This window comes from Tessaracoccus zhenghani, assembly GCF_054552775.1.
The window spans coordinates 2,201,459-2,224,753 of the sequence record NZ_CM137275.1 but is presented as its reverse complement, the minus strand read 5'-3'; the positions used below and the strand labels follow the sequence as shown (position 1 = coordinate 2,224,753).

Here is a 23,295-nt window from a genome sequence, read left to right as displayed (position 1 = left end):
CCAAACAACGCGAGCAAAGCGAGCCTGTTGTTTGGATTTTGAAGTTGTGTGAGCGAAGCGAACTCCGCGGGGTCTGGGGCAAGCCCCAGTGCTAGATGTCGAGGAAGCGGACGTCCTTGGCGTTGCGCTGGATGAACGTGCGGCGCTGTTCGACGTCTTCTCCCATGAGGATCGAGAACATCTGATCCGCCATGGCGGCGTCGTCGAGCGTGACCTGCAGCAGGATCCGGTTCTCCGGGTCCATCGTGGTATCCCACAGGTCGTCGGCATTCATCTCGCCGAGGCCCTTGTACCGCTGGATGGGGTTGACCTGCGGCAGCTTCTTGCCCTGCGCCAGCCCTTCCTCACGCAGCGCGTCACGCTCCGCGTCGTTGTAGGCCAGTTCATGCGCCGAGTTCGTCCAGCGGATCCGGAACAGCGGCGGCTGCGCGAGGAAGACGTGCCCGGCCTCGATCATGGGACGCAGGAAGCGGAACAACAGCGTCAGCAGCAGCGTGCGGATGTGGGCGCCGTCGACGTCGGCATCAGCCATCAGGATCAGCTTGTGGTAGCGCAGCTTGTTGAGGTCGAAATCCTCCTGCATGCCCGCGCCGAGGGCGTTGATGATGGCCTCGACCTCCTTGTTAGCAAGGATGCGGTCGATGCGGGCCTTCTCCACGTTGAGGATCTTGCCTCGGATGGGGAGGATCGCCTGCGTGCGGGGGTCACGGCCACCGCGGGCCGAACCGCCTGCGGAGTCGCCCTCGACGATGAACAGTTCGCACTCGGAGGGGTCCGTCGACTGGCAGTCCACCAGTTTGCCGGGCAGGCCGGAGCCACCCAGCAGGCCCTTGCGAGAGCGGGCCATGTCGCGGGCCTTGCGGGCGGCGATGCGGGCCGCCGCCGCAGCCTGCGACTTGCGGACGATGTCCTTGCCTTCGGCGGGGTTGCGCTCGAACCAGTCGCCCAAGCGGTCGTTGAGGACACGCTGCACGAAGGTGCGGGCCTCGGTGTTGCCCAACTTGGTCTTGGTCTGGCCCTCGAACTGCGGCTCCGAGACCTTGATCGACAGGATGGCGGTGAGGCCTTCGCGGATGTCGTCGCCGGAGACGCGGTCCTCGCGCTTCTTGATGAGGCCCCAGGTCTCACCCCAGCGGTTCACCGTGCCGGTCAGCGCGGCGCGGAAGCCCTCTTCGTGGGTACCGCCCTCATGCGTGTTGATGGTGTTGGCGAAGGTGTAGACGCTGCTCGCGTAGGAGGTGTTCCACTGCATCGCGATCTCGACGCCCATGCCCGCCTCGGGGGCGTGGGCCTCGACGTCGATGACGGTGGGGTGGATGGCCTCTTTGCTGCCGGAGAGGTACTTCACGTAGTCGATGAGGCCGTCGTTGTAGAGGAACTCGTCGTAGGGGGTGTCGACTTCGCCGTCATCCCCCGTGGCTACCTGGCGCTCGGCGCGCAGGTCCAGCAGGGAGAGGCGCAGCCCCTTCGTCAGAAAAGCCATCTCGCGGAAACGGGTGGACAACGTCTCATAGTTGTAGGACGTGGTCTCGAAGATGTCGTGGCCGGGGTAGAACGCGATGGTGGTGCCGGTCTCGTCCGTGGCCTCCATCCGCTCCAGCTCCGTGACGGGCGTGCCGTACTCGAACTCCTGGTGCCAGCGGTACCCGTCGCGACGCACGTCGACGATCATGCGCTCCGACAGCGCGTTCACGACGGAGGAACCCACGCCGTGGAGGCCGCCGGAGACCTTGTAACCCCCGTCGCCGAACTTGCCGCCGGCGTGCAGGACGGTCAGCACGAGCGTGACCGTGGGGATCTTCTCGACGGGGTGTTCCTTGACCGGGATGCCACGGCCGTTGTCCTTGACGCGGACGCCGCCGCCGTCGAGGAGTTCAACCTCGATGGAGTCGCAGTACCCGGCGAGGGCCTCGTCGACGGAGTTGTCGACGATCTCGTAGACGAGGTGGTGGAGGCCGCGTTCACCGGTGGAACCGATGTACATGCCGGGGCGCTTGCGCACCGCCTCAAGGCCTTCGAGGACGGAGATCTGGTCGGCGTCGTAAGATCCGGAGACAGTGATGTCTGCTGAATCTTGGAGTCCCTCCATCCGCGCTTGGGGGGTGAGGTCCTCATCCATGGTCACGTCGTCCGACACATTGCTCCTGTCCACACAAAGTGGCGCCGGGATTGCCCCAGCGCCGTTGAACGTGCCAATACTACCGCGAGGGCGCGCAAAACCACGCATTAACGACGCACGATGCGCGTTCATTCGCACTTGTTGCGCGTTTGGGCGTTCCGATGGGGGCTGAGACGTGGTCCCCTATCCCTCTGGGGGCCGCAGGGCCGCAGATCGGCGCGGGATCGAACCGCCAAGGGGGCGCCGTCGCCCGGCCTGGGTGCAGAATCTAGGACATGGATGAGTTTCCCCTCCCTGCCGCCGAGTTCTACCGCGAACTCCAGTTCGACAACACCCGTGACTTCTGGCTCGCCAACAAGGCGCGCTACGACAACGAGGTGCGCGGCCCGTTGACCCGGGTGGTGGCCGCGCTGGCCGAGGAGTTCGGGGAGGCCAAGGTGTACCGCCCCTACAAGGACGTGCGGTTCGCCAAGGACAAGTCGCTCTACAAGACCCATCAGGGCGCGTACGTGGCGATGGCGCCCGCCTGCGGTTTCTACGTCGAGGTCAACGCCGAGGAGGCCTTCGCCGGGGGCGGCTTCTACCGCGCGGAGCCGGAGGCGCTGGCCCGCTTCCGCGCCGCGATCGACGACGAGCGCTCGGGCGGCCAGCTCCAGGCGATGATTGAGGGCCTCGAGCGCGACGGGTGGCTGATCACGGGGCAGACCCTCGCCACCGCGCCGCGGGGCTTCACGAAGGCGCATCCCCGGATCAGGCTGCTGCGGCACCGGTCGCTGAGCGCGATGCGAGAGGTCACGGCCACGGGGGTGGAGGCGTTCGCCGAGCAGGTCCGCGAGATCTGGCGAGGGTCCGCCCCGCTGGTGGACTGGATGGCCGCCCGGCTCAACGACTGAGCCCGGGACCGTCTGGGGCTACGCCTCAGCGCTCGCCGTCACGCTCTCAACCACGGTCGGGGAGGGAGCGGCCGGCGTCGACGGAACTTCACTCAGAGACTCCGTCACCGTCTGGCTCGGCACCGGCGTCGGGGAGGGCTCGGGCGAAGGTGCCGGCGGCGTTGACGACGGAGGCGGCGGTGGGGGCGGCGGGGGTGGCGGGGCCGGCGACGAGGTGACGGGGCTCGGCTCAGGCGACTTCGTCGTCGCACTGGCCGAGGGGCTGGGCTTCGGTGCCGCAGACGTCGTGGTGGGCGTGGGTGCCGGTGTCGTCCCCGGAGCGGAGGTGCTGGGCGGGTTCGACGTGTTACCCGGTGCCGGGGTGGAGGGCTTCGGCCCGGCGGCCGATGTGTCACCGGGCTCAGGCGCGGGCGGCGGCTCCGAGGTGGCACTCACCGAGGGCTGCCCGGTCACCGACGGCGACAGGGACGGGCTCGGCGACGGAGACGGTGACGGCGACGGCGACGCGCTCGACGAGGGCGTTCCGGGGGCCAGCGTCATCATGACCGAGAGGTCCACGACGCCGGGCTTGCCGTTGAGCCACGGGATGGGATCAGTGAACTGCCCGTTCACGATCACCTCGAAGTGCAGGTGACAACCCGTGGAGTACCCGGTGCTGCCGACGCGGCCCACGCCCTGCAGGGCCGAGACCTTCTGCCCCACCTTCACGCCGATGGACGACAGGTGGTTGTAGGTGGTCGCCACGCGGTAGCCGCCCAACCTGCCGTGGTCGATCTTGACCTGCACGCCGTTACCGCCGGCCCAACCGGTGCCGACGACGGTGCCGGCGTCCGCGGCACCCACCGGGGTGCCACAGGGTGCGGCCCAGTCGTGGCCCGTGTGCAGCTTGTACACGCGCAGCACGGGGTGGAACCGCATGCCGAACTTCGAGGACGAGCGCCCGCGCACCGGCGGCGAGAGGAGCGCGCCCGCCTTCTGCGTGCCGACGGACTCCACCGTCGTGACGGGGATGGTGGCCGGGGCAACGGGCAGGGGCACGATGACGGGATCGAGTTCCTTCACCCCGTCGGGCTGGATGACCTCAGGCGTGGGCGCGCTGTACGGATCGAAGCCGAGGTCTTCCCCGCCGGGCACCCGCCAGGTCTCATAGCCGCCCTCGACGGCGTAGACGCCCAGCGGGTCCGTGAACTCTTCGCCGAACACTTCCTGGACGCTGGCACGCGCGTGGCCGATGCCGGGAGCGGGTGCCGGTGGGCTCTGGATGATCGCGGCGGGGGCGGGCACTGCTTCGATGACCTGCTCTTCGCTGCTTGCACCGACCAGCGCAACCAGACCCACTGCAACAGCGGCGGCCAACACTGAGGTGGTGCCTCGCAGTTTCATTTTGTTCCCAGCCCCCAAGCCGTCATCAATGACTCCTCGAACCATCGAATCACCTTCTGGGACCAATTGGAAGGTCAACTGGGAATCCACGGCGTGTAATTCAGCTCAATCGCAGTGCCAGGAGGGGAAAGGTGGCGATAATGCCCGCAGATCCCGGGAATCAGCCCTCGGCGGCCTCGAACTCGACGGTGAGCGCGACGCTGATCTCCACGTCGACGGGGTCGAGATCCAGGTCGAGGGCGGCGGTGCCGTCGGCCCGCAGGAGCGCCTGCTTGTAGTGCAGCGACGGCGGTGCGCCACCGTCGGTGATGGCAACCGGCTCCGGAGCCCGCCGTCCGGCCGCCTCGGCGATCCACCTGGCCCGCTGCCGCGCATCCTGGAAGGCGTCGCGGATGGCCTCGGGTTCGATGGCGTCCCGGGTGTCCTGGGTGAGTCTCCACTCGACGTTGTCGACGGTGACGCCATCCACAGCGGCGAAGCGGCCGAGGAAGTCGCCGAGGTCGTCAAGCTCCCAGACGATCACGGAGCCGTCCAGTTGGGCGACATGCACGGGCTCGCCCGCGCCCGAGAAGTCGGTCCACGTGCGGAGGCCCGACAGGTGGGCCTGATCGCCGTCATCCTCAGGAGTCAGTTCGTCGAGGAGCGTCCGGACCTGCTTGGCCACGGCCGAGACCTCGCCGATCACGACGTCGTGCGCCGCACCCCGTCGTGCGACGGAGAAGGACACCCGTGCGCACTCGGCGCGCACCTTGATCCGGCTGCTTCCGGTGACCGTGATCTTCATCTGACCAGTACAGCACTGCTTCCGTGCGCCCACTTACGATGGCGACATGCACAAGCTGGTGATCCTTGCCGACACGCACCTGCCCAAGCGTGCCCGCAACCTTCCGCCGGAGCTCTGGGCAGCCATCGAGGCCGCCGACGTCACGCTCCACGCGGGCGACTGGGTTGAGCCGGCGCTCCTCGACGAGGTGGAGCGCCGGGCCGGCGGGCGTCACGTCGGCGTCCACGGCAACAACGACGGCGCGGTCCTGCGTCAGCGACTCCCCGAGGTCGCCCGGACGGTCATCGACGGCGTCCGGTTCGCCGTCGTCCACGAGACGGGGCCGGCGGCCGGGCGCGAGAAGCGGATGGACGCCGCCTTCCCGGACACCGACATCCTGGTCTTCGGCCACTCCCACATCCCCTGGGACACCGTGACGCCAGCGGGGATGCGCCTGCTGAACCCCGGCTCCCCCACCGACCGTCGCAGACAGCCGGTGGGCACCTTCATGACCGCCACCGTCGATGCGGGGAAGCTCTCCGACGTGACCCTGGTCCCCGTCGACCCGGCGTGGCGGACGGCGGCTCAGCCGTAGGTGTCGCGCGGGCCCCGGCCTTGGACGGACCGCAGCCCCTTCTTCCAGCTGGGTGCCTTCGGGCCGCGGAACTCGACGCGCAGGACCGTCTGCTCGCCCAGCGCCGCGTTGAGCTTGGCCACCAACTGGGACGCGGCGTACCGCATGGCGGTGGCCCACGCCGTCGAGTCGCAGTCGACGATCAGCACCCCCGCGTCATAGTTCACCGGCTTGGAGTGCGCGGCGTTCGACTCGCCCACCAGCTCCGGCCAGCGGCGCAACACGGTCGACAGGTTGATCCGCGGCTTCCATCCCCGCTTGCGCACCACCTCGTTCAGCACATCACCGACGAGCTTGGGGTCTCGGTCGTCCCGGTGCGCGCCGCTGCGCTCCTGCTCGAACACCCGCCTCGTGCGCCGCGGGGTGCGCGGCGGGGCGGGTTCGGGCAGCACGACGCCGTATTCAGAGGCCTCGACGGTGGCTCGGGCGATCTCCGACGCCAACTCGAGCCCCGTGGGATCGTGCGGCTCGGACATGGGTCCAGCCTAGTCTCCGCATTGACGTTCCCGGGCGGGACCTATCCCAGGGTGTTCTCGGCGAGGCTGGCCATCCAGTTGGGCTGCGGCACCGATTCCGGGGTGTCGCCGGCGCTCTGCAGCACCAGGACCCGGATCTTCTCCGGCCCCTCCACGTAGAACGACAGGCCGAGCGCACCGGGCACCGACCCGCCCTTGAATCCGATGTAGGCCGCGCCGGGCACCTCGATGCCCGGGTAGGCGGCCAGGATGTCTCGCACGGGCTTGCCCGCCTCCGTGGCGGCGCGCTGCTGGAGGTTGACGTGGGCCGCGCAGAGGTCCGCGGCGGTGGCGTACCAGTCGATCCCCTCGTCCCAGAACGGGCTGCCCATGGTGGTCTCGTCGTAGGTGAGGTCCCACTCCGGCAGGCCGGAGAGGACAGCGCGTTGGGCCTCGGAGACCGCCACGGTGGCGTCGGCGTAGCCGTTGGAGGCGGCCGCCCACTTGGCGCGGATGCCCTGGTCGCCGGCCATCTGGAAGGCCTCGCGGGTGGTGAGGAACGGCCGGTTGAGCTCCGGCGCGTGGTGCCCCATCGTCTCCAGCTCGGCCTCCACGGCCTCGCGCCCCACGGCGTCGATGAGGAGGTCTGCGGCGGTGTTGTCGCTGTTGGAGATCATCTCCAGCGCGGCCTTCTCGACGGTGACCTTCGTGCCGGCCGGTTCGTTGCGCAGGCTGCCGGTGGGCAGCGACTTGAGGCCCTCGGTGAGCGTCAACTCCTGTTCCCAGGTCAACGTGCCGTCCTCGACGGCGGTGGCAACGGCGCCCAGCACGTAGAGCTTGAACATCGAGGCGATGGGCAACACCGTGTCGGCGTCGCGCTGTTCGATGGGCGTGCACTCCGGGGTATCGCCGGTGCGGGTGACCTCCGCGAGCAGGAACGACGAGGTGGGCGCCTTGTCGAGCAGCAGCTGGGACGCCTCCGCCGGGGTCTGGATCTCCGGCGCCTTCTCGTTGGGCACGAACATGAGGCCGTCGATCTTGCCGTCCTTGAGCGCGATCATCATCAACACCGGCGTGGCCGGCGAATCGAGTTCAGCCGTGCCCTGGGTGTCGGTGCCGTCCCAGCCGACCAGAGTGAAGGGGCCCTCCTCGCGGAGCTGCGCGAACACCTGCCCGACCTGGTCTGCGGGCACCTGGCCGAGGAACTGGTCGCCCAGCCGCTCCTCCGCCTCCTCGGCGGTGGGCCCGGCGTCGGCCGCAAGCAGGTCGAGCACCCACTGTGCCGCTTCGCCGACGGGGGTGTCCGGCAGCTCCACCGGCACGGCCTCCGGGGTGGGCGACGCGGTGGCCGAGGCCTCTGCGGAGGCGGTGGTGGGTTCCGGCGCTGGAGGTTCCGTCGCGCCGGAACAGGCGCTCAGGGCAAGCGCGACGACGGCGGCGAGGGCGAGGCGGGAGCGAGGCATGGGGACATGAATACCATGCCCTTCCGCCCTGCTACTCCGCGGGCCCCCGGCGACCCCAGCGGAAGTACGCCAGCGGCAGCAGGCCCATGGAGCTGACGGCGCCCAGCGCGGGCAGCCAGACGGCCTTGGGGCCGTTGACCTCGTCCTTGTCGCGCCTGGCGACATCGATCATGGCCGCGATGCGCAGGACCACGTCGGCCGTTCCGCTGAGCCCCACCAGCGCCCGCACCCATCCAGGGAGCTCCTCGAACTTCTTCTTCGCCATGTCACGCTTCTTCGCCATGTCACGCCTCCTACCTGCCAGGTTAGTCCCCGGCAGGACGGAGGGTGCCGCTTTGGGGGGTCAGGCGACGCGGAGTTTGCCCACTGCCTTCAGCACGCGGCTGGGGCCGTCGGTCCAGACACCGGGGAGATGGGCGTCGTTCGGGAACGCCACCACGAACCAGCCGGGCTTCAGCGTGACGGAGACGGTGGCGTCACCCTCATGCAGGCCGAAGTCGGTGGCCTCGTCGAACTCGGTGGCAGGGGTGAGCGCGTCGAGCGCCGCCAGCTTGACGGTCTCCTCGCCTGCGAGGACCACGTGCACGTCGGCGTAGCTGCGGTGGGCCTCGAACTGGGTCTTCACCTCGGGGTCGGCAGCGTCGTACGAGAAGATGTTGACCGCGCCGATCTCCTCGGCGAGCTCGATGGTGCCGGGCTCGACATCGGTGCCGAGGCCCACGATGGTGTCGAGGATCTGCGCCAATCCGGGAATGTCCGCGTAGCGCGACCTGTGGTTGAGGGTGTCGATGATCATGCCGGGTACCTTCCCGCCGGGCCCCTGCCCAACGTCAACCAGATCACGGTACCCCCGGCCCTTTCAGCCCCGCGATTCCTCAGGGTGATCGGACAATCCGGACTGCGCATCCTGGAACGGGGCGACGGTGCCGGCGTTCACGGTGAACCGGCGCTCGGCCGGGAAGTCCGGCACGTCGGCGCCGACGGCGGCGGTGATCAGCACCTGCTCGGCGTCGGCGATGGCGGCGCCCAGCCGTTCGCGTCGGGCCACGTCGAGTTCGGCGAACACGTCATCGAGCACCAGCACCGGCTCCGTGCCGTCGTCGCGCACCAGGGAGAAGCCACCCAGCCGCAGGGACAGGGCCAGCGACCAGGATTCGCCGTGCGACGCGTACCCCTTCGCGGGCAGTTCTCCGATGGACAGCTCCACGTCGTCGCGCTGCGGTCCCACCAGCGTCATGCCGCGGTGCAGTTCATCGCCGCGCAGGCGGTCCATGGCCTCGAGCAGCCTGCGCTGCAGCTCCGCCCGCACGTCCTCGGCCGCGGCGACATCGGCCAGGTCGAGACCGCTCTTGTAGACCGCGTCGATCTGGTTGTTCTTCGGGGCGATGGTCTCGTACGCGCGCTGGGCGTACGGCAGCACGTCGGCGAGCGTGTCGAGCCGGGCGTGCAGGAGCTCGGCGCCCAGCGCCGCGAGCTGCTCGTTCCACACGGCGAGCGTGATGTCCTCGTCCCCGCCCTGCGACACCTGGGAGCGACCGGACATGGACTTCAGCAGCGCGTTGCGTTGCCGCAGCACCCTGTCGAAATCCTGCTTCACGCCGGCCATGCGCGGCCACCGGGTCACGACGAGCGAGTCGAGCCACCCGCGCCGGTCTGACGGGTCTCCCCGCACGATGGCGATGTCCATCGGGGAGAACACGACGGTGCGCAGCGCCCCCACCAACTCGCGCGGGCGCTGCAAGGGCGCCCGGTTGAGCCGGGCCACGTTCGACTTGCCGGGCACCACTTCGAGCTCGAGCCAGATCAACCGGTCGTCATCGCGGGCTGCCTGCACCCTGGCCCTGATGATCGCCGACGACGCGCCGGCGCGGATCAACGGGCCCGTCGTCGAAACGCGGTGCGACGACATGGTGGACAGATACTCGATGGCTTCGACCAGGTTCGTCTTGCCCTGGCCGTTAGCGCCGACGAAGACCGTGACGCCGGAGGTCAGCTCGAGGTGGGCCTCGTGGTAGTTCCGGAAATCAGCAAGCGCGAGCTCAGTGACGAACACGTCAGCTGGGCAGGCGCATCAGCATGATGACGTGGCGGTAATCGCCCAACGGGTCCGCATCGATGCTGGGCAGGCCCATGATCAGGCAGGGCTTGCCGGGCAGCGTGAACGAGAAGTGCGCGAAGGGGGCGTCGAGCGCGGTGAGCGCGTCCAGCAGGTAGTGCGGGTTGAAGCCCGCATCCGTGATGGACTGCTCGTCGCCGACGACCTCGATCTGCGCGTCGATGGCCTCGACGGCCTGCGCCTGGTCCCCCGTGGCGGCCTCGAGCGTGATGTGGTCCTCGTTGATGCGCATGCGCAGCGGCGTGTTGCGTTCCGCGACGAGGGCGACACGCTTGACCGCGGCCAGCAGGTCTGCGGTGTCGATGCGGACGCTGACCGTGGCGGAGACGTCCATGAGGTGGCGCACCTTGGGGAACGCCTGGCTCAGCAGGCGCGTGGTGGCCTGACGCGAACCCTTCGAGCCCTCGCCGACGAAGCCGGCGAGGCCTTCGCCCTCTGCCTCCGTGGTGGACAGCGAGATGGTGACGGTGTCCCCGGAGGTCATGGACTTGGCGGTGTCAGCGAGCACCTTGCCCGGCACCAGCACGTTGCCCTCGAGGCCCGGGCTGGTGGGGTTCCAGGTGAGTTCCTTCAGCGCCATGCGGTAGCGGTCTGTGGCGAGCAGCGACAGGTTCTCGCCGTCGATCTCCATCTTCACGCCGGTGAACACGTTGAGGAGCTCGTCGCGGCCCGCCGCCACGAACACCTGGCCGACGGCCTTCTCGAACACGGCCGCGTCCACGGTGCCGGTCTGCGTGGGCATGTCCGGGAGGGTGGGGTACTCGTCGACGGGCAGCGTCTGCAGCGTAAACCGGGCGGAACCGCAGGTCAGCTCCACCTTGGTGTGGTCCGCGTTGAGGTCCACCGGCTTGTTCGGCAACGAACGCGCGATGTCCGAGAGCAGGCGGCCGGAGACCAGCACCTGGCCCTCGTCGCTCACCTGGGCCGGGAGCGTGACCTTGGCCGACGTGGTGGAGTCAAAACTGCTCAACGTCAGGCCGTCGCCGTCCGCCTCCAGCAGCATGCCTGCCAGGATGGGAGCGGTGGGGCGGTTGGGCAGGCTGCGCGCCACCCAGGCCACGGCGTCGGCAAGCGCCTCGCGTTCAACTCGAATCTTCACGTCTCACACCTTTGTCGTTCTACCCAAAAAGCTCGTCGCCAGCATCATACCCAGACGTTGGTTGAACGCGTCGTCAGTCGACGGCGATGGAGTCGAGGATGGCCAGCCGGCTGGCCCGGCGGGCGGGGGCGATGGCGGCCAGGACGCCCACGGCGGCGGCGACCACTACGAAGACCAGCAACTGGACCCAGGGGATGACTAACGTGCCGATGCCCTGGTCGCGCAGGAGCGTCACGAGTGCCGCGCCGAACGTCACCCCCAGGACAACCCCCAGGACGGCGCCCAGCGTTGCCACGAGCACGGCCTCGAGCGTGACCATCAGCCGCACCTGCGGCCGGGTCATGCCGACGGCCCTGAGGAGCCCCACCTCGCGCACACGTTCCATGACGGACAGGCCGAGGGTGTTGACGATCCCCAGCACGGAGATCACCACGGCTAGTGCGAGCAGCGCGTACAGCGTGGCGAAGATCTGGTCGAACTGGGCCACGCGGCTCTCCACGAACTCCTGCACGTCGGACACCACGACGGTGGGTACCTCGTCGGTGACCTCCTCGAGCCCGGCCCTGACGGCGGCCGGGTCCGCGCCGTCGTCGACGAAGATCACCAGTTGCTGGACCATCGACGCATCCGCGACCTCGGCGAACGTGTCCGGGGTCACCACGATGTCGCCAATGGGCAGCGCCGCGCCCTCCTCGTGCAATCCGGTGACCAGCACCGCGGCGGTCCCCTTGGGGCCCACCAGGTCGATGACCTCGCCGAGCGTGAAGCCGTGCTCGTTGGCGTAGTCCGCCGACAGCACGACGGGCGCCTCGCCCCCCTGCTCACTCAGCGCCCCGACGGTCACGTCGAGGCTGGTGCCCCGCTCCAGGCCCTCAGGGGTCAGGCCGAACAGGCTGGTCGGCTCGTCGACCCCTTCGACCTGCGCCGCACCCCGGTAGCCGGCGTACACCTCGGCCACGCCGTCGACCTCCTTGGCGGCGTCGAAGAGCTTCGCGTCGAAGGGCTGGTAGGCGAGCGGCGCGATGACGAAGTCGCCGCGCTGGTCTTCGGTGAGCTGGTTGCGCAGCGACGTGGTGGTGCTGGCGGCCAGGATGGCGACGGTGGACACCAGCGCCAGGCCGATCATCAGGGTCGCGGCGGTGGCCGCGGTGCGGCGGGGCTGGCGCACGGAGTTCAGCTGCGCCAGCTTGCCCACCTCGCCGAACAGCAGACGGAACCCCCTGCCGAACAGCCAGATCAGCGGCGCCCCGATGACGGCCGCGGCGATCACCATGCCGATCAGCAGCGCGGCGGCCCCGGCGCCGAACCAGATGAGCGGCTGGGGCACGTCGAGCCACAGCGCGATCACCATGGCCGCCACGCCCAGCTCGATCAGAGCCACCCCGAGCAGTGGGAGGCCGCCGAGGCGCTCGGGCCCGGACTGGGCGGCGCTGGTCATGGCTTCCACTGGGCGGGTCTGCGACGCGCGGCGGGCGGGGAGGTAGGCGGCGATGAGCGTGATGACCACGCCGATGGCGTAGGACGCGATGACGGCCGAGGAGGTGATCGTCGGCGTGATGTCCCCGGGGTCGATGCCGAAGGCGCGCATCAGGCCGAGGATGCCCCAGGCGAGGCCGTAGCCGACGGCCAGTCCCAGGGTGGCACCGATCAGGCCGATGAACAGCGCCTCGATCAGCACCGTCCCGCTCACCTGGCGGCGGGTGGCGCCGATGGCGCGGTACAGGGCCAGTTCGCGCGCCCGCTGCGCCACCAGGATCGAGAACGTGTTGAGGATCAGCAGCGCCGCCACGAGCAGGGCGATCCCCGCGAAGACCAGCAGGAAGACGTTGACGAACCCCAGGCCGACGTTGAGTTGCTCCTCGATGCCCTCGGCCAGCTCATCCCCCGTCTCCGCGACGAATCCGTCGGGGAGCACCTCCTGGACCGACTCTGCCACGGCGGCGGCATCGGCCTCCGGGGTGGTCTCGACCCACATGGCGTAGGAACCGGGCCGCCCGTCCTGTGCGATCTCCTGGATCTCGGGGAGGGTGAAGAACAGGTAGCTCGCGCCGACGGTGCTGCCCGCGCCGTAAGTGCCGGTGCCGACCAGCGTGTAGGAGCGGATCCCGGTGCGCGGAGTGGCGACATCGAGCGTCTCGCCGATCACGTACCCCCCGCGTGCCGCGGTGGCGGGGTCGAGGACCACCTCGTCATCGGCGGTGGGGGCACGGCCGTCGATGATCCTGGCGCCGGCCGCACCGTCGGAGGACGTGGCGTCCTGCCAGTTCATGCCCAGCCCGGGGGCACCCGAGAAGGCCAGCACGCGGCCGTCTTCGTCAAGGGGGTACACCTGCGTGTTCGACACCATGGGCTCGACGCGCACCACCCCGTCGATCGCCTCGACGGCGGCGACATCCTCGTCCGTCAACAACGCGGGCGGGACGCCGGGGTTGTTCTCGAACCCCGAGATGCCGGTGGCCTCGAACGAGACGTTGACGTCTGCCAGCGACCCTTTGACGAGGGAGTCGAAGCTGGAAGACAGCATGTTGGTGAACATGAGCGACCCGGCGACGAACGCAACTCCGAGCACGATCGACAGGGCGCTCATGATCAGGCGCACCTTGCGCGCCCAGACGGATTTCAGTGTGGCCCGCAGCATGGGTCAGTCCAGCAGGGCGCGGCGGGCGATGGAGCGTTCGACGGTGGATTCTTCCACGACCTCGTCACCGACCGGAGCGTTCATGGAGGCGGCCGTTCCGTCCCGGTACACCACCGGGCCGGCCGCGGCGGGCTGGTCGTGGCGGGGGTACAGCGTGGCCATCGCGCTGAGCAGCTGATCCTGCGTGGCGCCGCGCATCTCGTGGACGATGCGGCCGTCAGAGAGGAACACGGTGCGGTCTGCGTAGCTGGCGGCGTGGGCGTCGTGGGTGACCATGACCACCGTCTGGCCGAACTCGTCCACGGAGCGCCGGAGGAAGCCCAGCACCTCCGCGGCCGACGTGGAATCCAGGTTGCCGGTGGGCTCATCGCCGAACACGATGTCCGGGCGGTTCATCAGGGCCCGGGCGCACGCCACCCGCTGTTGCTGGCCGCCGGAGAGCTCCGAGGGCTTGTGCGTGAGCCGGTCCGCCAGGCCCAGTACGTCGACGATGCGGTCGAACCACTCCTGATCGACCTTCTTGCCGGCGATCGCCAGCGGCAGCAAGATGTTCTCGCGGGCCGTGAGCGTGGGCACCAGGTTGAACGCCTGGAAGATGAAGCCGATGCGGTCTCGGCGCAGCTCCGTCAGCGGGGTGTCGCCGAGCGGGCCGACGGCGGTGTCGCCGATCCAGACCTCACCCGCGGTGGGCGTGTCCAGAGCGGCCATCAGGTGCATCAGGGTGGATTTGCCGGACCCCGACGGGCCCATGATGGCGGTGAATTCGCCCGCGCGGATCTCGAAATCCACGGAGGACAGTGCCGTCACGACGGCAGAGCCGGTCCCGTAGATCTTGGTGAGGCCCTCGGCCCGCGCTGCGATGCTCACCATTCGAGACTAGCGGGTCGGGAAAGCGTGCTCACCGAGGCTGAGCGCCAGGGCGGCGATCTCCTTGGGCGACTCCTCCCCGCCCAGCACCGCGTCGACCTGCATCGCCCACCCGGCGGAGTCGTAGGCGACCTGCTCCTGCTCGGCCTCCGACGAGTACCGCTGGGTGGCGGTGGTGCCGTCGATGATCCGGGCATACCAGCGCCGCTTGGCGTACACCGCGAAATCCGCTGCCACGTACTGCTCGCCGGTGAGGTAGACCACGTCGTAGTGGTCCGCCCTCGCGTCGAAGTACTTCTCCAACTGCCAGCGCCAGTAGCCACCGATGTGGTCCGAGGCGGCCACGGGCCGCTCGCGGTCGCCGGCCAACGCGATGGCCGCCCACGCCGGCAGCGCGCCGGGCGAGCTCGTCAGGCCGGGGGCGCCGAGGTCCGGCACGTAGTGGGTGCGTTCACCGGCCCCGGGCCGACGCACCGCGGTGACGAGGTCGACGGCGAGGCCGGGCGTCGTCGGGAGCGCGGGTTCGTCGTGGTGGCTGACGACCAGCACGCGGGTGACCCCCGGATCGCGGGGCTCCTCGCGCGGGGTGGGCTTCTCGTCCACGTCGATGAGCGGCGTGGCGGGCAGTTCCGTGAACGGTTCCTTCCACCTCTTCGCCAGGTCCGTGAGCGCCTCCGGTTTGGGCGCGAACAGGCCCTCGCTGGCCAACATGCAAGCCGCGGCAGCGGGCGTGTGCAGCGGCGGTGCCCCGTCGATCCAGACGCCGAACGGCCAACCGCGCGAGGCGGCCGCCCAGAGGGCCAGCTCAGCCGCCCATTCGTCCGGCGCGACGACGGGCATCGGCTCGTGAATGTGCTTCTGGAGCCAGTTGAGCACGTTGTCCCACCCACCGACGGTGGCAGCGTCGAGGGATCCGTCGTGGACGCTGAACGGCAGCGGCGGCAGGGCCAGCGTCTGGGCCGGGTCCAGCCCGGCGAAGCGCAGGAGCTGGCCGTCGCGCTTCAGGACCTTCCAGCCACGGGCGCCGGCGATGTGGGCGGCGACCGGGTCGTCGGAGATCAGGACCGGGGTGCGGTGCGTCATGCGGACAGGCCTCCGATGAGGTCGATTTCGCGGTCAATGGTGGCGGCGCGCCCGCACTGGGCGCGCACACGTTCGGCGGCGGCCACGGACAGTTCGGGCATCAGGTGGCGGTTGACCAGCAGGTGGCGGATCGCGTCGGCGAAGGCCCACGGGTCCTCAGCGCGCGGCAGCAGGCTCGAGGCCTCGTCGGTGAATTCGGGGATGGCGGCCACCGGGTTGGTGATGGTGACCATGCCGCTGGCCATCGCCTCGCCGAGCATCACGCCTTGGGTGTCGAAGCGCGTCGGGCACAGGAACACCCCGTGCCGTTGATGCGCGGCGGCCATCTCGATGGGCGAGGAGTAACGCTCCTCCACGGTCACGTTGCGGTGACGACGCAAGCCGGCCGTCTCGTCGCGGAAATGGCGGCCGAAGCCGCGCACCGTGACGGTGAGCTCAGCGAAGCCGGGTTCCTCCGCCAGCAGCTCGAGGGCACGCAGTGCGATGTCGTTGCCGTAGTTGCGCTCCGCGAAGCTGCGCAGCAGCAGCAGCTGGGCGGCCTCTTCGGGTTGCCGCACCCGGGCCACAAAGGTGTCGCCGTCGATGTGGTTGGGAATCACCCGGGTGTTGAGCGCCGCGACCCCGACGTCCTGTGCGGCCAGTTGGCGCTGGAAATCCGAGACGAACAGAACTGTGGCCGCAGGGTCGGTGAAGAGCCTGGCGGCCGCCTCGAACCGGGCGCGGTTCAGCTCATCCCTTGCGGTGCGGATGGATGCGAGCTCCCGGCTGTCGTGGTTCCCGGCCAGCCGCCGGTAGTCGCGCACCTCGTAGCCGTGGAACCAGACGGCCAGGCGTTGCGCGGGAACCCGGTCGAGCAGCGCGTGGATGGTGCTCGGCTCCGGGGAATGCGCGAGCACCGGCCGCTCGGCGCCGGCCGCGGCGTCGAGGACGCGGGGAAGATCCTCCGGCGGCACCGACCACACCGCCAGTTCGCCGTCCGTGCCGGGCTCGGGGGTGCTGCCCGCCCGCAGCGATGAATCCACAACGACGCCGTGGAGCCCAGCCTCCTGGTAGGCCCTGGCGCGCGTCCTGACGAATTCGCGGCCGCTGCGCCATGGCCTGGGATACGACGGCGTGAGCAGCACGTAGTCGGCCGCGGCGAGCTGGCCCTCGAGGTCGGTCATCGCTTCACCGTGCGCACGACCTTGCGGACAGCGCGCTCGGCGAGATTCGGCTTCGGCGACGCAGGGCTTGCGGCGAGTCGGTTCTTCAGTTCGACGATCTCCCCTTCGGCCTCCTCCACCTTGGAGCGGGCCTCGAACAGTTCGTCGCGCATCTTGGCCAGGGCCTTGAGGGCCGCCTCGTGTTCGGCCTCCTTGGCCGTGAGGCGCTGGGCGACGGCGAAGAGTTCGCCCTCCATGCGGGCAGCGTGCGCGGCAGCCTTCGTCAGCTCTTCGCGGGTGCTGGCCAGTTCGGCCTCCATGCCCCGGTGGAGGTGGTCGTCAATGCGGCTACGGTCGTCGTCGGTCACGCAGGTGAGTGTAACTGCGGGTGCCTGTTTGTTTGTGGTGTTCTGCGTACTGGCCTGAGCCTCTGTCCACACCCGGTGCTTTGATGATCTTTCTGTAGTTACATTCCAGATGTATTCATAGCGCCTGTGGAGGCTGGGGATAACCCGCATCGTGGCTTGTCAGGCCCGTGAGGCGCTTGTGGACGGTGTGTGGGTAGATCGAAACTACACGTGGAGTATTTGGGGATGAAAAGGGGGGTGTGGAGTTATCCACACCCCCATCCACAGCTTGGGACAGCGTGCCGTCAACATGTTGTCCCCAGGCCGCACGGACCCCGGGAACAGTGCGGATCAGCGGCCGAGGAAGCGGCCCAGGAGGCCGACCTTCTGTTCACCGGGATGCTGCCCGTCGCACCACTGGGCAGCGGGCACCCCGCGCTTGACGTCGGAGATGTGCTGGCCGCAGCCGGCCCAGGTGGTCTTGCCGCAAACTTTGCAGTTGACAGGTCGGCACATGGATGAGGTCCTTTCGACGAAATCTGAGCGCCTGCCAGGTGCAGACGGTCGCTACACCTGAACAATAGCACGATACCCCTGGGGGTATCTACCCCGGGGGGTATAGTGTTTCCCTGTGAGAACAGTGATGGTTGGAGGAGTCGCCGGCGGAATGAGCGCGGCGACGAGGTTGCGACGACTCGACGAGGACATGGAGATTGTGGTCCTCGAGCGGAGTGGATATGTGTCGTTTGCGAATTGCGGGCTGCCGTACCACGTGAGCGGCATCATCGAGGAGCGGTCGGCCCTGCTGTTGCAGACGCCGGAATCGCTGTGGGAGCGGTTCCGGATCGACGTGCGTGTGGGCACGGAGGCCGTGCGGATCGATCGGGCGCGCAAGGTGGTCGTCGTGCGCGACCTGGCCACCGGAGAGGAGTCCGAACTCGGCTATGACAAGCTCGTGCTCTCCCCCGGCGCCCGCCCCGTGCAGCCGCCCATCCCGGGCATCGGTCGCGCGCTGACCCTGCGCAACGTCGAGGACACCGACGCCATGGTGGCCGCGGTGCAGGGTGCCGGGACCGCCGTCGTCATCGGTGGCGGCTTCATCGGCCTGGAGGTCACGGAGAACCTGTTGCACCGCGGCATGAAGGTTGCGCTGGTGGAGGCGCTCGACCAGGTGATGGCCCCGCTCGACCCTGAGATGGTGGCCCCGGTGCACGACCGGTTGCGCGAACACGGTGTGGACCTGCGGCTCGGCTCCGCGGTCACCGCGATCGGCGAGTCCGACGTCACGCTGGCCGACGGCTCGAACCTGCCGGCCGACATCGTGGTGGCCGCCATCGGCGTGCGCCCCGATGTCGAACTGGCCCGGGCCGCCGGGCTGCACATCGGTTCGCTCGGTGGCATCGTCGTCGACTCCCGCAACCTGACCTCGGATTCCTCGATCTACGCAGTCGGTGACGCTGTCCAGAAGGACGACGCCCTGAACGACGACGCGGTGCTGGTGCCGCTGGCGAACACCGCCAACCTCCAGGGCAGGCGCGTGGCCGACGACATCGCGGGCCGCGGCGTTCCCGCCCGGCCCGTCATGGGCACGGCGATCGTCGGGCTCCTCGGCCTGCAGGTGGCCTCCGTCGGCTGGAGCGAGAAGCGGCTCAGGGCCGTGGGCAAGGAGCACCTCGTCATCCACACGCACCCCGCTTCGCACGCCACTTACTACCCCGGCGCGGCGACGATGGCGCTCAAGCTGCTGGTGGATCCCACCGACGGACGGATCCTGGGCGCCCAGGGCGTGGGGGAATCCGGCGTCGACAAACGCATCGATGTGATCGCGACCGCGATGGCCGGCGGTCTGAAGGCCCCGGAGCTGGCGGAGTTGGAGCTGGCCTATGCGCCGCAGTTCGGTTCTGCCAAGGATGCGGTCAACATGCTGGGGTACGTGGCGGAGAACCGCCTCAGCGGCCTGGAGAACTCGATCCAGTGGCACGAGGTGGAGGCTGCGCAGGAGGCCGGCGCCACCGTCGTCGACGTGCGGACACGGGGCGAATTCGAGCGCGGCGCCATCACCGGCGCGGTGAATGTGCCCCTGGACGAACTGCGGGACCGGATGGATGAGATCCCCGACGGTGACCTCATCGTGCACTGCGGGGTGGGTATCCGCAGCCATGCCGCGGTGTTCATCCTCGGGAACCGGCGGGTGCTGAACCTCGACGGCGGGTACACGACGTGGAAGGCCGGCACCGGGGGCTGAGTCTGAAAGCGGTTGCTGAACGGCCGCCCCCTTTGAGGGGCGGCCGCTCAGAAACAAGCTGGGCCGTCAGGCCAGCGAAAGGAAGAGCTTCTCCATCTTCGCCTGGTCCATCCCCTGGTCGGGGTGCTCGAGGCACTGCTTCAGACCGACGGCGATCGTCGAGAAGCCGGCCCGGTCGACGGCCTTGGACACGGCGGCCAGTTGCGTGACGATGTCGTCACAGTCGCGACCGTCCTCGATCATCTTGATGATGCCGCCCAGCTGGCCCTGGGCGCGCTTGAGTCTGCGGACGACGGATTCCATCTCTCCGGGGTTCAACTGCATGGGGGCCTCCTGGTTCACACTGAGACTATACCCCTAGAGGTATAGAGGACCAGCCATCACGCCTGCTTGATCTGGTTCGTGAGCTCGGTGACCTGATTGTAGAGGTCCCTGTCCACGCCGATCTTCTCTGTGATCTTCCGCACGGCATGCAGCACCGTGGAGTGGTCCCGGCCCCCGAACTTCGAGCCGATCTTCGGCAGCGACAACTCGGTCATCTCACGACAGAGGTACATCGCCACTTGGCGGGCCGCGGCGATGGTGGCCACGCGGCTGGCGCCTGTCAGGTCATCGTGGCTGATGCCGTAGTAGCCGGCCGTGGCCGCCATGATCGTCTGCGCGTCCACAGGGGCCGCGTCCTCGGGCATGAGGTCGTTGAGGACCTGCTGCGTGAGGTCCTCGGTGATCTCCTGCGCGTTCAGGCTGGCCAGGGCGGCGACGCGGGTGAGGGCGCCTTCGAGCTCGCGGATGTTGGTGGGGATGCGCGAGGCGATGAGTTCCAGCACCTGGGTGCCCGCGGTCAGCCGCTGTTGGGCGACCTTCTTGCGGAGGATGGCGATGCGGGTCTCGAGGTCCGGCGGCTGGATGTCGGTCATGAGACCCCATTCGAAGCGCGAGCGCAGCCGGGGTTCCAGCGCCTCCAGCAGCTTCGGCGGCCGGTCCGACGTCATCACGATCTGCTTCTGGGCGTTGTGCAGAGTGTTGAACGTGTGGAAGAACTCCTCCTGCGTCTGGATCTTCGACTCCAGGAACTGGATGTCGTCGACCAGCAGCACGTCCACGTCGCGGTACGACGAGCGGAACTCCGCGGTGCGGTTGTTGGAGATGGCGTTGATGAAGTCGTTGGTGAGCTCCTCCGTGGAGACGTACTTCACGCGGAGGTTCTCATAGTAGCTGGTGACGTAGTGGCCGATGGCGTGCAGGAGGTGCGTCTTGCCCAGGCCGGAGGGCCCGTAGATCATCAGCGGGTTGTAGGACTTGCCGGGGGTCTCCGCGACGGCGGCGGCTGCGGCGTGCGCGAAGCGGTTCGACGAGCCGGCGACGAAGGACTCGAAGGTGTAGCGGGGATTCAGCCGCACCTCCTGGGGCTTCGAACGCGGCAGCATGGGCTGCGGAGGTAGTTCCTCCGGCATCGGCGCGGCCGGGGCGGGCTCGTCGGGCACCAGTTCGGGGCTGATCATCACTGCGAGGTGGGTGGGTTGGCCGAACAACTCGCTGAGCCGGTCCTCGATCTGTGGACGGAGTTTCGTCTCCAGGCGTTCGCGGGTGGGTTCATCCCCGACGGCGAGCATCAGCGTCGAGCCGTGCATGTCCACGGGCCGGGTTCGGCGTAGCCAGGCGCGAGTAGGGAAATCCGCGGACGTGATCACGTCCTCCCACAGCACCGCCAGGTCCGGCGTCGGTGATTGAGTCACCTCACCCACTTCCCGGGCGGTTCTTCCGCCTCACATCGCACTCGTCCACAGACTTGTCCACAAGAGGGTATAACTGATCCCGAGCTAAGCCCAATGCTGCCTCGCCTGTGGATAACCGGAGACAGACCATACAAAACTAGTCCCCGTGGAACGATCCTGCAAGGAGAATCGGCGTGTTGCCGGAGTGTCGGCTGGACTACAATCGTGTAGTTTGTTTAGTTGACTGGCTGAACTGCGCCGGTTTGGCTAACGAGGGGTTATCCACGTATCGTTGACCAGTCGCCATCTCGGCGGCCACTTCCCCCTGCCCGGGCCACGGGCAGCGTTCAACCTTCGATCTTGAGGGAGTAATCCCATGACCAAGCGCACGTTCCAGCCGAGCAACCGTCGTCGGAGCCGCAACCACGGTTTCCGCGCCCGCATGCGTACCCGCGCCGGCCGCGCCATCCTGAGCGCCCGTCGTCGTAAGGGTCGCATCGAGCTGTCGGCCTGACTCTGTGCTGCCGAAATCGCAGCGCCTGAAGAGGCCCGGCGACTTTGGCATCACCGTCAGGCACGGCTCGAGAGCGGCAACGCCGACAGTAGTGGTGCACGTGAGGCACCCTCAGCAGAATCCACCCGAGTACACCCGGGTGGGTTTTGTTGTCTCCAAGAAGGTGGGCAACGCCGTGACCCGTAACCGCGTCAAGCGTCGCCTCCGTCACCTTGCCACGGAGCTGACAAGCCCGTTCCCCACCGACGTCGTGGTTCGGGCGCTGCCCGGGTCCGCCGTCGACGAGGCACGGCTCGGGTCTGATCTCGCCGACGCCTGGCGGCGCGCGTTCCGGAAGGCCGGTGCATGCTGAAGTACCCGCTCATCTGGTTCGTCAAGGGCTGGCGCCGGTTCATCTCCCCCATGTACGGAGATGTCTGCAAGTTCCATCCCACGTGTTCGGCCTATGGGCTGACCGCGTTGGAGAACCACGGGGCTCTCAAGGGCTCCGTGCTGACCATCGGTCGGATCGCCCGCTGCCACCCGTGGTCGCAGGGCGGGGTCGACTACGTTCCCGGCACGCCGCAGGCTGCCGCCTGGGAACAAGAGAATTCGCGTAACACGACGCCTGACCAGGCGTCACACATAGCTGAGGTGGCTTAATGCTCGATCTGTTCGTCTCGCTGAACATCTGGGACAGTTTCTACGGCCTGCTCTCGGCGATGATGCAGCCGCTGTACTGGGCGGTGTCCGGCATCGTGGTGTTCTTCCACCAGGTGCTGAGCCCCGTGTTCGGTGCCAACTCCGGCGTAACGTGGACCCTTGCCATCGTGATGCTCACCGTGCTGATCCGCACGCTTCTCATCCCGCTGTTCGTCAAGCAGATCAACTCTGCCCGCAACATGCAGCTGATGCAGCCCAAGGTGGCCGAACTGCAGAAGAAGTTCGGGCACGATCGTGAGCGCCTCGGCCAGGAGACGATGAAGCTCTACAAGGAGGAAGGCGTCAATCCCATGGCGTCCTGCCTCCCGCTCCTACTGCAGATGCCGATCTTCCTGGCGCTGTTCCGCGTGCTGCAGGGTGTGGCCGACGACACCCCGCGTGGCTACTGGTTCACCAGCCGGCCGGATCTGGTGGATTCGCTGCAGCAGTCGAACATCTGGGGTGCCGGTCTGGCCGAGCGCATCTTCCCCATCGAGAACTTCGGCGCCACGCAGGTCATCGGCATCTTCCTCGTGGTGGCCATGGTGGCGGTCTTCTTCGTCACGCAGCTCCAGTTGATGCGCAAGAACATGCCGCCGGAGTCGCAGACCGGCCAGGCCGCGCAGATGCAGAAGATGATGCTGTACTTCTTCCCCGTCGTGTACGCCATGTCGGCAACGTTCATCCCGATCGGTGTGCTGGTCTACTGGCTGACGTCCAACCTCTGGACGATGGTGCAGCAGGCCATCCTCATTCACAACAACCCCGCGCCCAATACCCCCGCCTACATCGACTGGGAAGACCGCATGAAGGCCAAGGGCCTGGATCCGGACGAGGTCGTGCGTCAGCGAGCGGACAAGCGCCGCAAGACCAAGCCCGTTGCGACCTCCCGTGTCGTCGGCAAGGCGACCGCTGACGCCGCGACGGACGACCAGGTGGCCGAGGACGCGCCGAAGGTGTCGCGCCAGCAGGTCACGCGTCAGACGGTGCGGACCTCCGAAGACGGACGTCGGGTCGTGCAGCGGCAGCAGCCGCGGCAGCAGGCCCGCTCCAACCGCAAGAAGAAGTAGACCCTCCGGACCCCCGTCGGCCGCGGCTGTGTACGCCACGGCCGGCGCGGGGCCTCCGACCTGAGAGA

At 68.4% G+C, this 23,295-nt stretch carries 23 protein-coding genes and 1 pseudogene; 7 read left to right on the top strand and 17 right to left on the bottom strand.

The window, feature by feature from the left end; genetic code table 11:
- Positions 1-91: 91 nt before the first annotated feature.
- Positions 92-2,227, bottom strand: coding sequence for a DNA topoisomerase (ATP-hydrolyzing) subunit B (gene gyrB, locus ACX1DX_RS10580; protein WP_459396576.1), 2,136 nt, complete (start codon positions 2,225-2,227; stop codon positions 92-94).
- Positions 2,228-2,394: 167 nt separating this feature from the next.
- Between gyrB and ACX1DX_RS10575 the strand changes: the two genes are divergently transcribed.
- Entirely contained in the window at positions 2,395-3,012 is a 618-nt protein-coding gene (locus ACX1DX_RS10575; RefSeq protein WP_459396575.1) for a DUF2461 domain-containing protein, read from the top strand.
- An 18-nt stretch (positions 3,013-3,030) separates the two neighbouring features.
- Here ACX1DX_RS10575 and ACX1DX_RS10570 read toward each other — a convergent pair whose 3' ends face one another.
- Together ACX1DX_RS10570 and ACX1DX_RS10565 are read right to left on the bottom strand one after the other, a co-directional pair.
- Positions 3,031-4,395 (bottom strand): M23 family metallopeptidase, encoded by a 1,365-nt coding sequence (locus ACX1DX_RS10570; RefSeq protein WP_459396574.1) that lies wholly within the window; start codon positions 4,393-4,395, stop codon positions 3,031-3,033.
- 160 nt (positions 4,396-4,555) lie between these two features.
- A complete protein-coding gene (locus tag ACX1DX_RS10565; protein ID WP_182763080.1) occupies positions 4,556-5,179 on the bottom strand; it encodes an SIMPL domain-containing protein in 624 nt (207 codons plus the stop codon).
- 46 nt (positions 5,180-5,225) lie between these two features.
- On the opposite strand from ACX1DX_RS10565, the gene ACX1DX_RS10560 reads away from it, so the two are divergent.
- Positions 5,226-5,753: a metallophosphoesterase family protein gene (locus ACX1DX_RS10560; RefSeq protein WP_459396573.1), complete on the top strand. Its 528-nt coding sequence runs from the start codon at positions 5,226-5,228 to the stop codon at positions 5,751-5,753.
- Here the strand turns inward: ACX1DX_RS10560 and ACX1DX_RS10555 are convergent.
- The 12 genes from ACX1DX_RS10555 to ACX1DX_RS10500 form a co-directional block, all read right to left on the bottom strand.
- Complete coding sequence (locus tag ACX1DX_RS10555) at positions 5,744-6,268, bottom strand: DciA family protein (RefSeq protein ID WP_459396572.1); 525 nt, start codon at positions 6,266-6,268, stop codon at positions 5,744-5,746. The genes ACX1DX_RS10560 and ACX1DX_RS10555 overlap by 10 nt on opposite strands.
- A gap of 41 nt (positions 6,269-6,309) precedes the next feature.
- On the bottom strand, positions 6,310-7,710 hold the full coding sequence (locus ACX1DX_RS10550) for a serine hydrolase (protein ID WP_459396571.1): 1,401 nt from the start codon (positions 7,708-7,710) through the stop codon (positions 6,310-6,312).
- A gap of 31 nt (positions 7,711-7,741) precedes the next feature.
- The gene (locus tag ACX1DX_RS10545; protein ID WP_459396570.1) at positions 7,742-7,993 is read right to left on the bottom strand and encodes a hypothetical protein; all 252 of its coding nucleotides are present in this window, start codon (positions 7,991-7,993) and stop codon (positions 7,742-7,744) included.
- Between the two features lie 60 nt (positions 7,994-8,053).
- Complete coding sequence (locus ACX1DX_RS10540) at positions 8,054-8,506, bottom strand: NanQ anomerase/TabA/YiaL family protein (protein ID WP_459396569.1); 453 nt, start codon at positions 8,504-8,506, stop codon at positions 8,054-8,056.
- A gap of 63 nt (positions 8,507-8,569) precedes the next feature.
- The gene (gene recF / locus ACX1DX_RS10535) at positions 8,570-9,763 is read right to left on the bottom strand and encodes a DNA replication/repair protein RecF (RefSeq protein ID WP_459396568.1); all 1,194 of its coding nucleotides are present in this window, start codon (positions 9,761-9,763) and stop codon (positions 8,570-8,572) included.
- 1 nt (position 9,764) lies between these two features.
- Entirely contained in the window at positions 9,765-10,925 is a 1,161-nt protein-coding gene (gene dnaN, locus ACX1DX_RS10530; RefSeq protein ID WP_182763087.1) for a DNA polymerase III subunit beta, read from the bottom strand.
- Between the two features lie 73 nt (positions 10,926-10,998).
- On the bottom strand, positions 10,999-13,563 hold the full coding sequence (locus ACX1DX_RS10525) for an ABC transporter permease (RefSeq protein ID WP_459396567.1): 2,565 nt from the start codon (positions 13,561-13,563) through the stop codon (positions 10,999-11,001).
- Positions 13,564-13,566: 3 nt separating this feature from the next.
- Positions 13,567-14,433, bottom strand: a complete 867-nt coding sequence (locus tag ACX1DX_RS10520) for an ABC transporter ATP-binding protein (RefSeq protein WP_459396566.1) — start codon at positions 14,431-14,433, stop codon at positions 13,567-13,569.
- Positions 14,434-14,439: 6 nt separating this feature from the next.
- Entirely contained in the window at positions 14,440-15,513 is a 1,074-nt protein-coding gene (locus tag ACX1DX_RS10515; protein WP_459396565.1) for a hypothetical protein, read from the bottom strand.
- Positions 15,510-16,676 (bottom strand): glycosyltransferase family 4 protein, encoded by a 1,167-nt coding sequence (locus ACX1DX_RS10510; RefSeq protein WP_459396564.1) that lies wholly within the window; start codon positions 16,674-16,676, stop codon positions 15,510-15,512. Before ACX1DX_RS10510 ends, ACX1DX_RS10515 begins: the two co-directional genes overlap by 4 nt.
- The gene (locus ACX1DX_RS10505; RefSeq protein ID WP_182763092.1) at positions 16,673-17,023 is read right to left on the bottom strand and encodes a hypothetical protein; all 351 of its coding nucleotides are present in this window, start codon (positions 17,021-17,023) and stop codon (positions 16,673-16,675) included. The genes ACX1DX_RS10510 and ACX1DX_RS10505 overlap by 4 nt, the downstream gene beginning before the upstream one ends.
- 330 nt (positions 17,024-17,353) lie before the next feature.
- Entirely contained in the window at positions 17,354-17,518 is a 165-nt protein-coding gene (locus ACX1DX_RS10500) for a DUF8730 family Cys-rich protein (RefSeq protein WP_459396563.1), read from the bottom strand.
- A gap of 127 nt (positions 17,519-17,645) precedes the next feature.
- On the opposite strand from ACX1DX_RS10500, the gene ACX1DX_RS10495 reads away from it, so the two are divergent.
- Positions 17,646-19,247 (top strand): FAD-dependent oxidoreductase, encoded by a 1,602-nt coding sequence (locus tag ACX1DX_RS10495; protein ID WP_459398209.1) that lies wholly within the window; start codon positions 17,646-17,648, stop codon positions 19,245-19,247.
- Between the two features lie 66 nt (positions 19,248-19,313).
- Here the strand turns inward: ACX1DX_RS10495 and ACX1DX_RS10490 are convergent, their stop codons facing one another.
- Both ACX1DX_RS10490 and dnaA read right to left on the bottom strand, forming a co-directional pair.
- The gene (locus ACX1DX_RS10490; RefSeq protein WP_459396562.1) at positions 19,314-19,589 is read right to left on the bottom strand and encodes a metal-sensitive transcriptional regulator; all 276 of its coding nucleotides are present in this window, start codon (positions 19,587-19,589) and stop codon (positions 19,314-19,316) included.
- Positions 19,590-19,627: 38 nt separating this feature from the next.
- The gene (dnaA, locus tag ACX1DX_RS10485; RefSeq protein ID WP_370585835.1) at positions 19,628-20,983 is read right to left on the bottom strand and encodes a chromosomal replication initiator protein DnaA; all 1,356 of its coding nucleotides are present in this window, start codon (positions 20,981-20,983) and stop codon (positions 19,628-19,630) included.
- A gap of 355 nt (positions 20,984-21,338) precedes the next feature.
- Between dnaA and rpmH the strand changes: the two genes are divergently transcribed.
- The 4 genes and pseudogenes from rpmH (at position 21,339) to yidC (ending at position 23,227) form a co-directional block, all read left to right on the top strand.
- A complete protein-coding gene (gene rpmH / locus ACX1DX_RS10480; protein WP_076061646.1) occupies positions 21,339-21,476 on the top strand; it encodes a 50S ribosomal protein L34 in 138 nt (45 codons plus the stop codon).
- 4 nt (positions 21,477-21,480) lie between these two features.
- Positions 21,481-21,828: a ribonuclease P protein component gene (gene rnpA, locus ACX1DX_RS10475; RefSeq protein WP_459396561.1), complete on the top strand. Its 348-nt coding sequence runs from the start codon at positions 21,481-21,483 to the stop codon at positions 21,826-21,828.
- A 5-nt stretch (positions 21,829-21,833) separates the two neighbouring features.
- A pseudogene (yidD, locus tag ACX1DX_RS10470) lies at positions 21,834-22,061 on the top strand (membrane protein insertion efficiency factor YidD); the annotation flags it as partial.
- Positions 22,062-22,117: 56 nt separating this feature from the next.
- Positions 22,118-23,227: a membrane protein insertase YidC gene (gene yidC / locus ACX1DX_RS10465; RefSeq protein WP_459396560.1), complete on the top strand. Its 1,110-nt coding sequence runs from the start codon at positions 22,118-22,120 to the stop codon at positions 23,225-23,227.
- Positions 23,228-23,295: the final 68 nt, after the last annotated feature.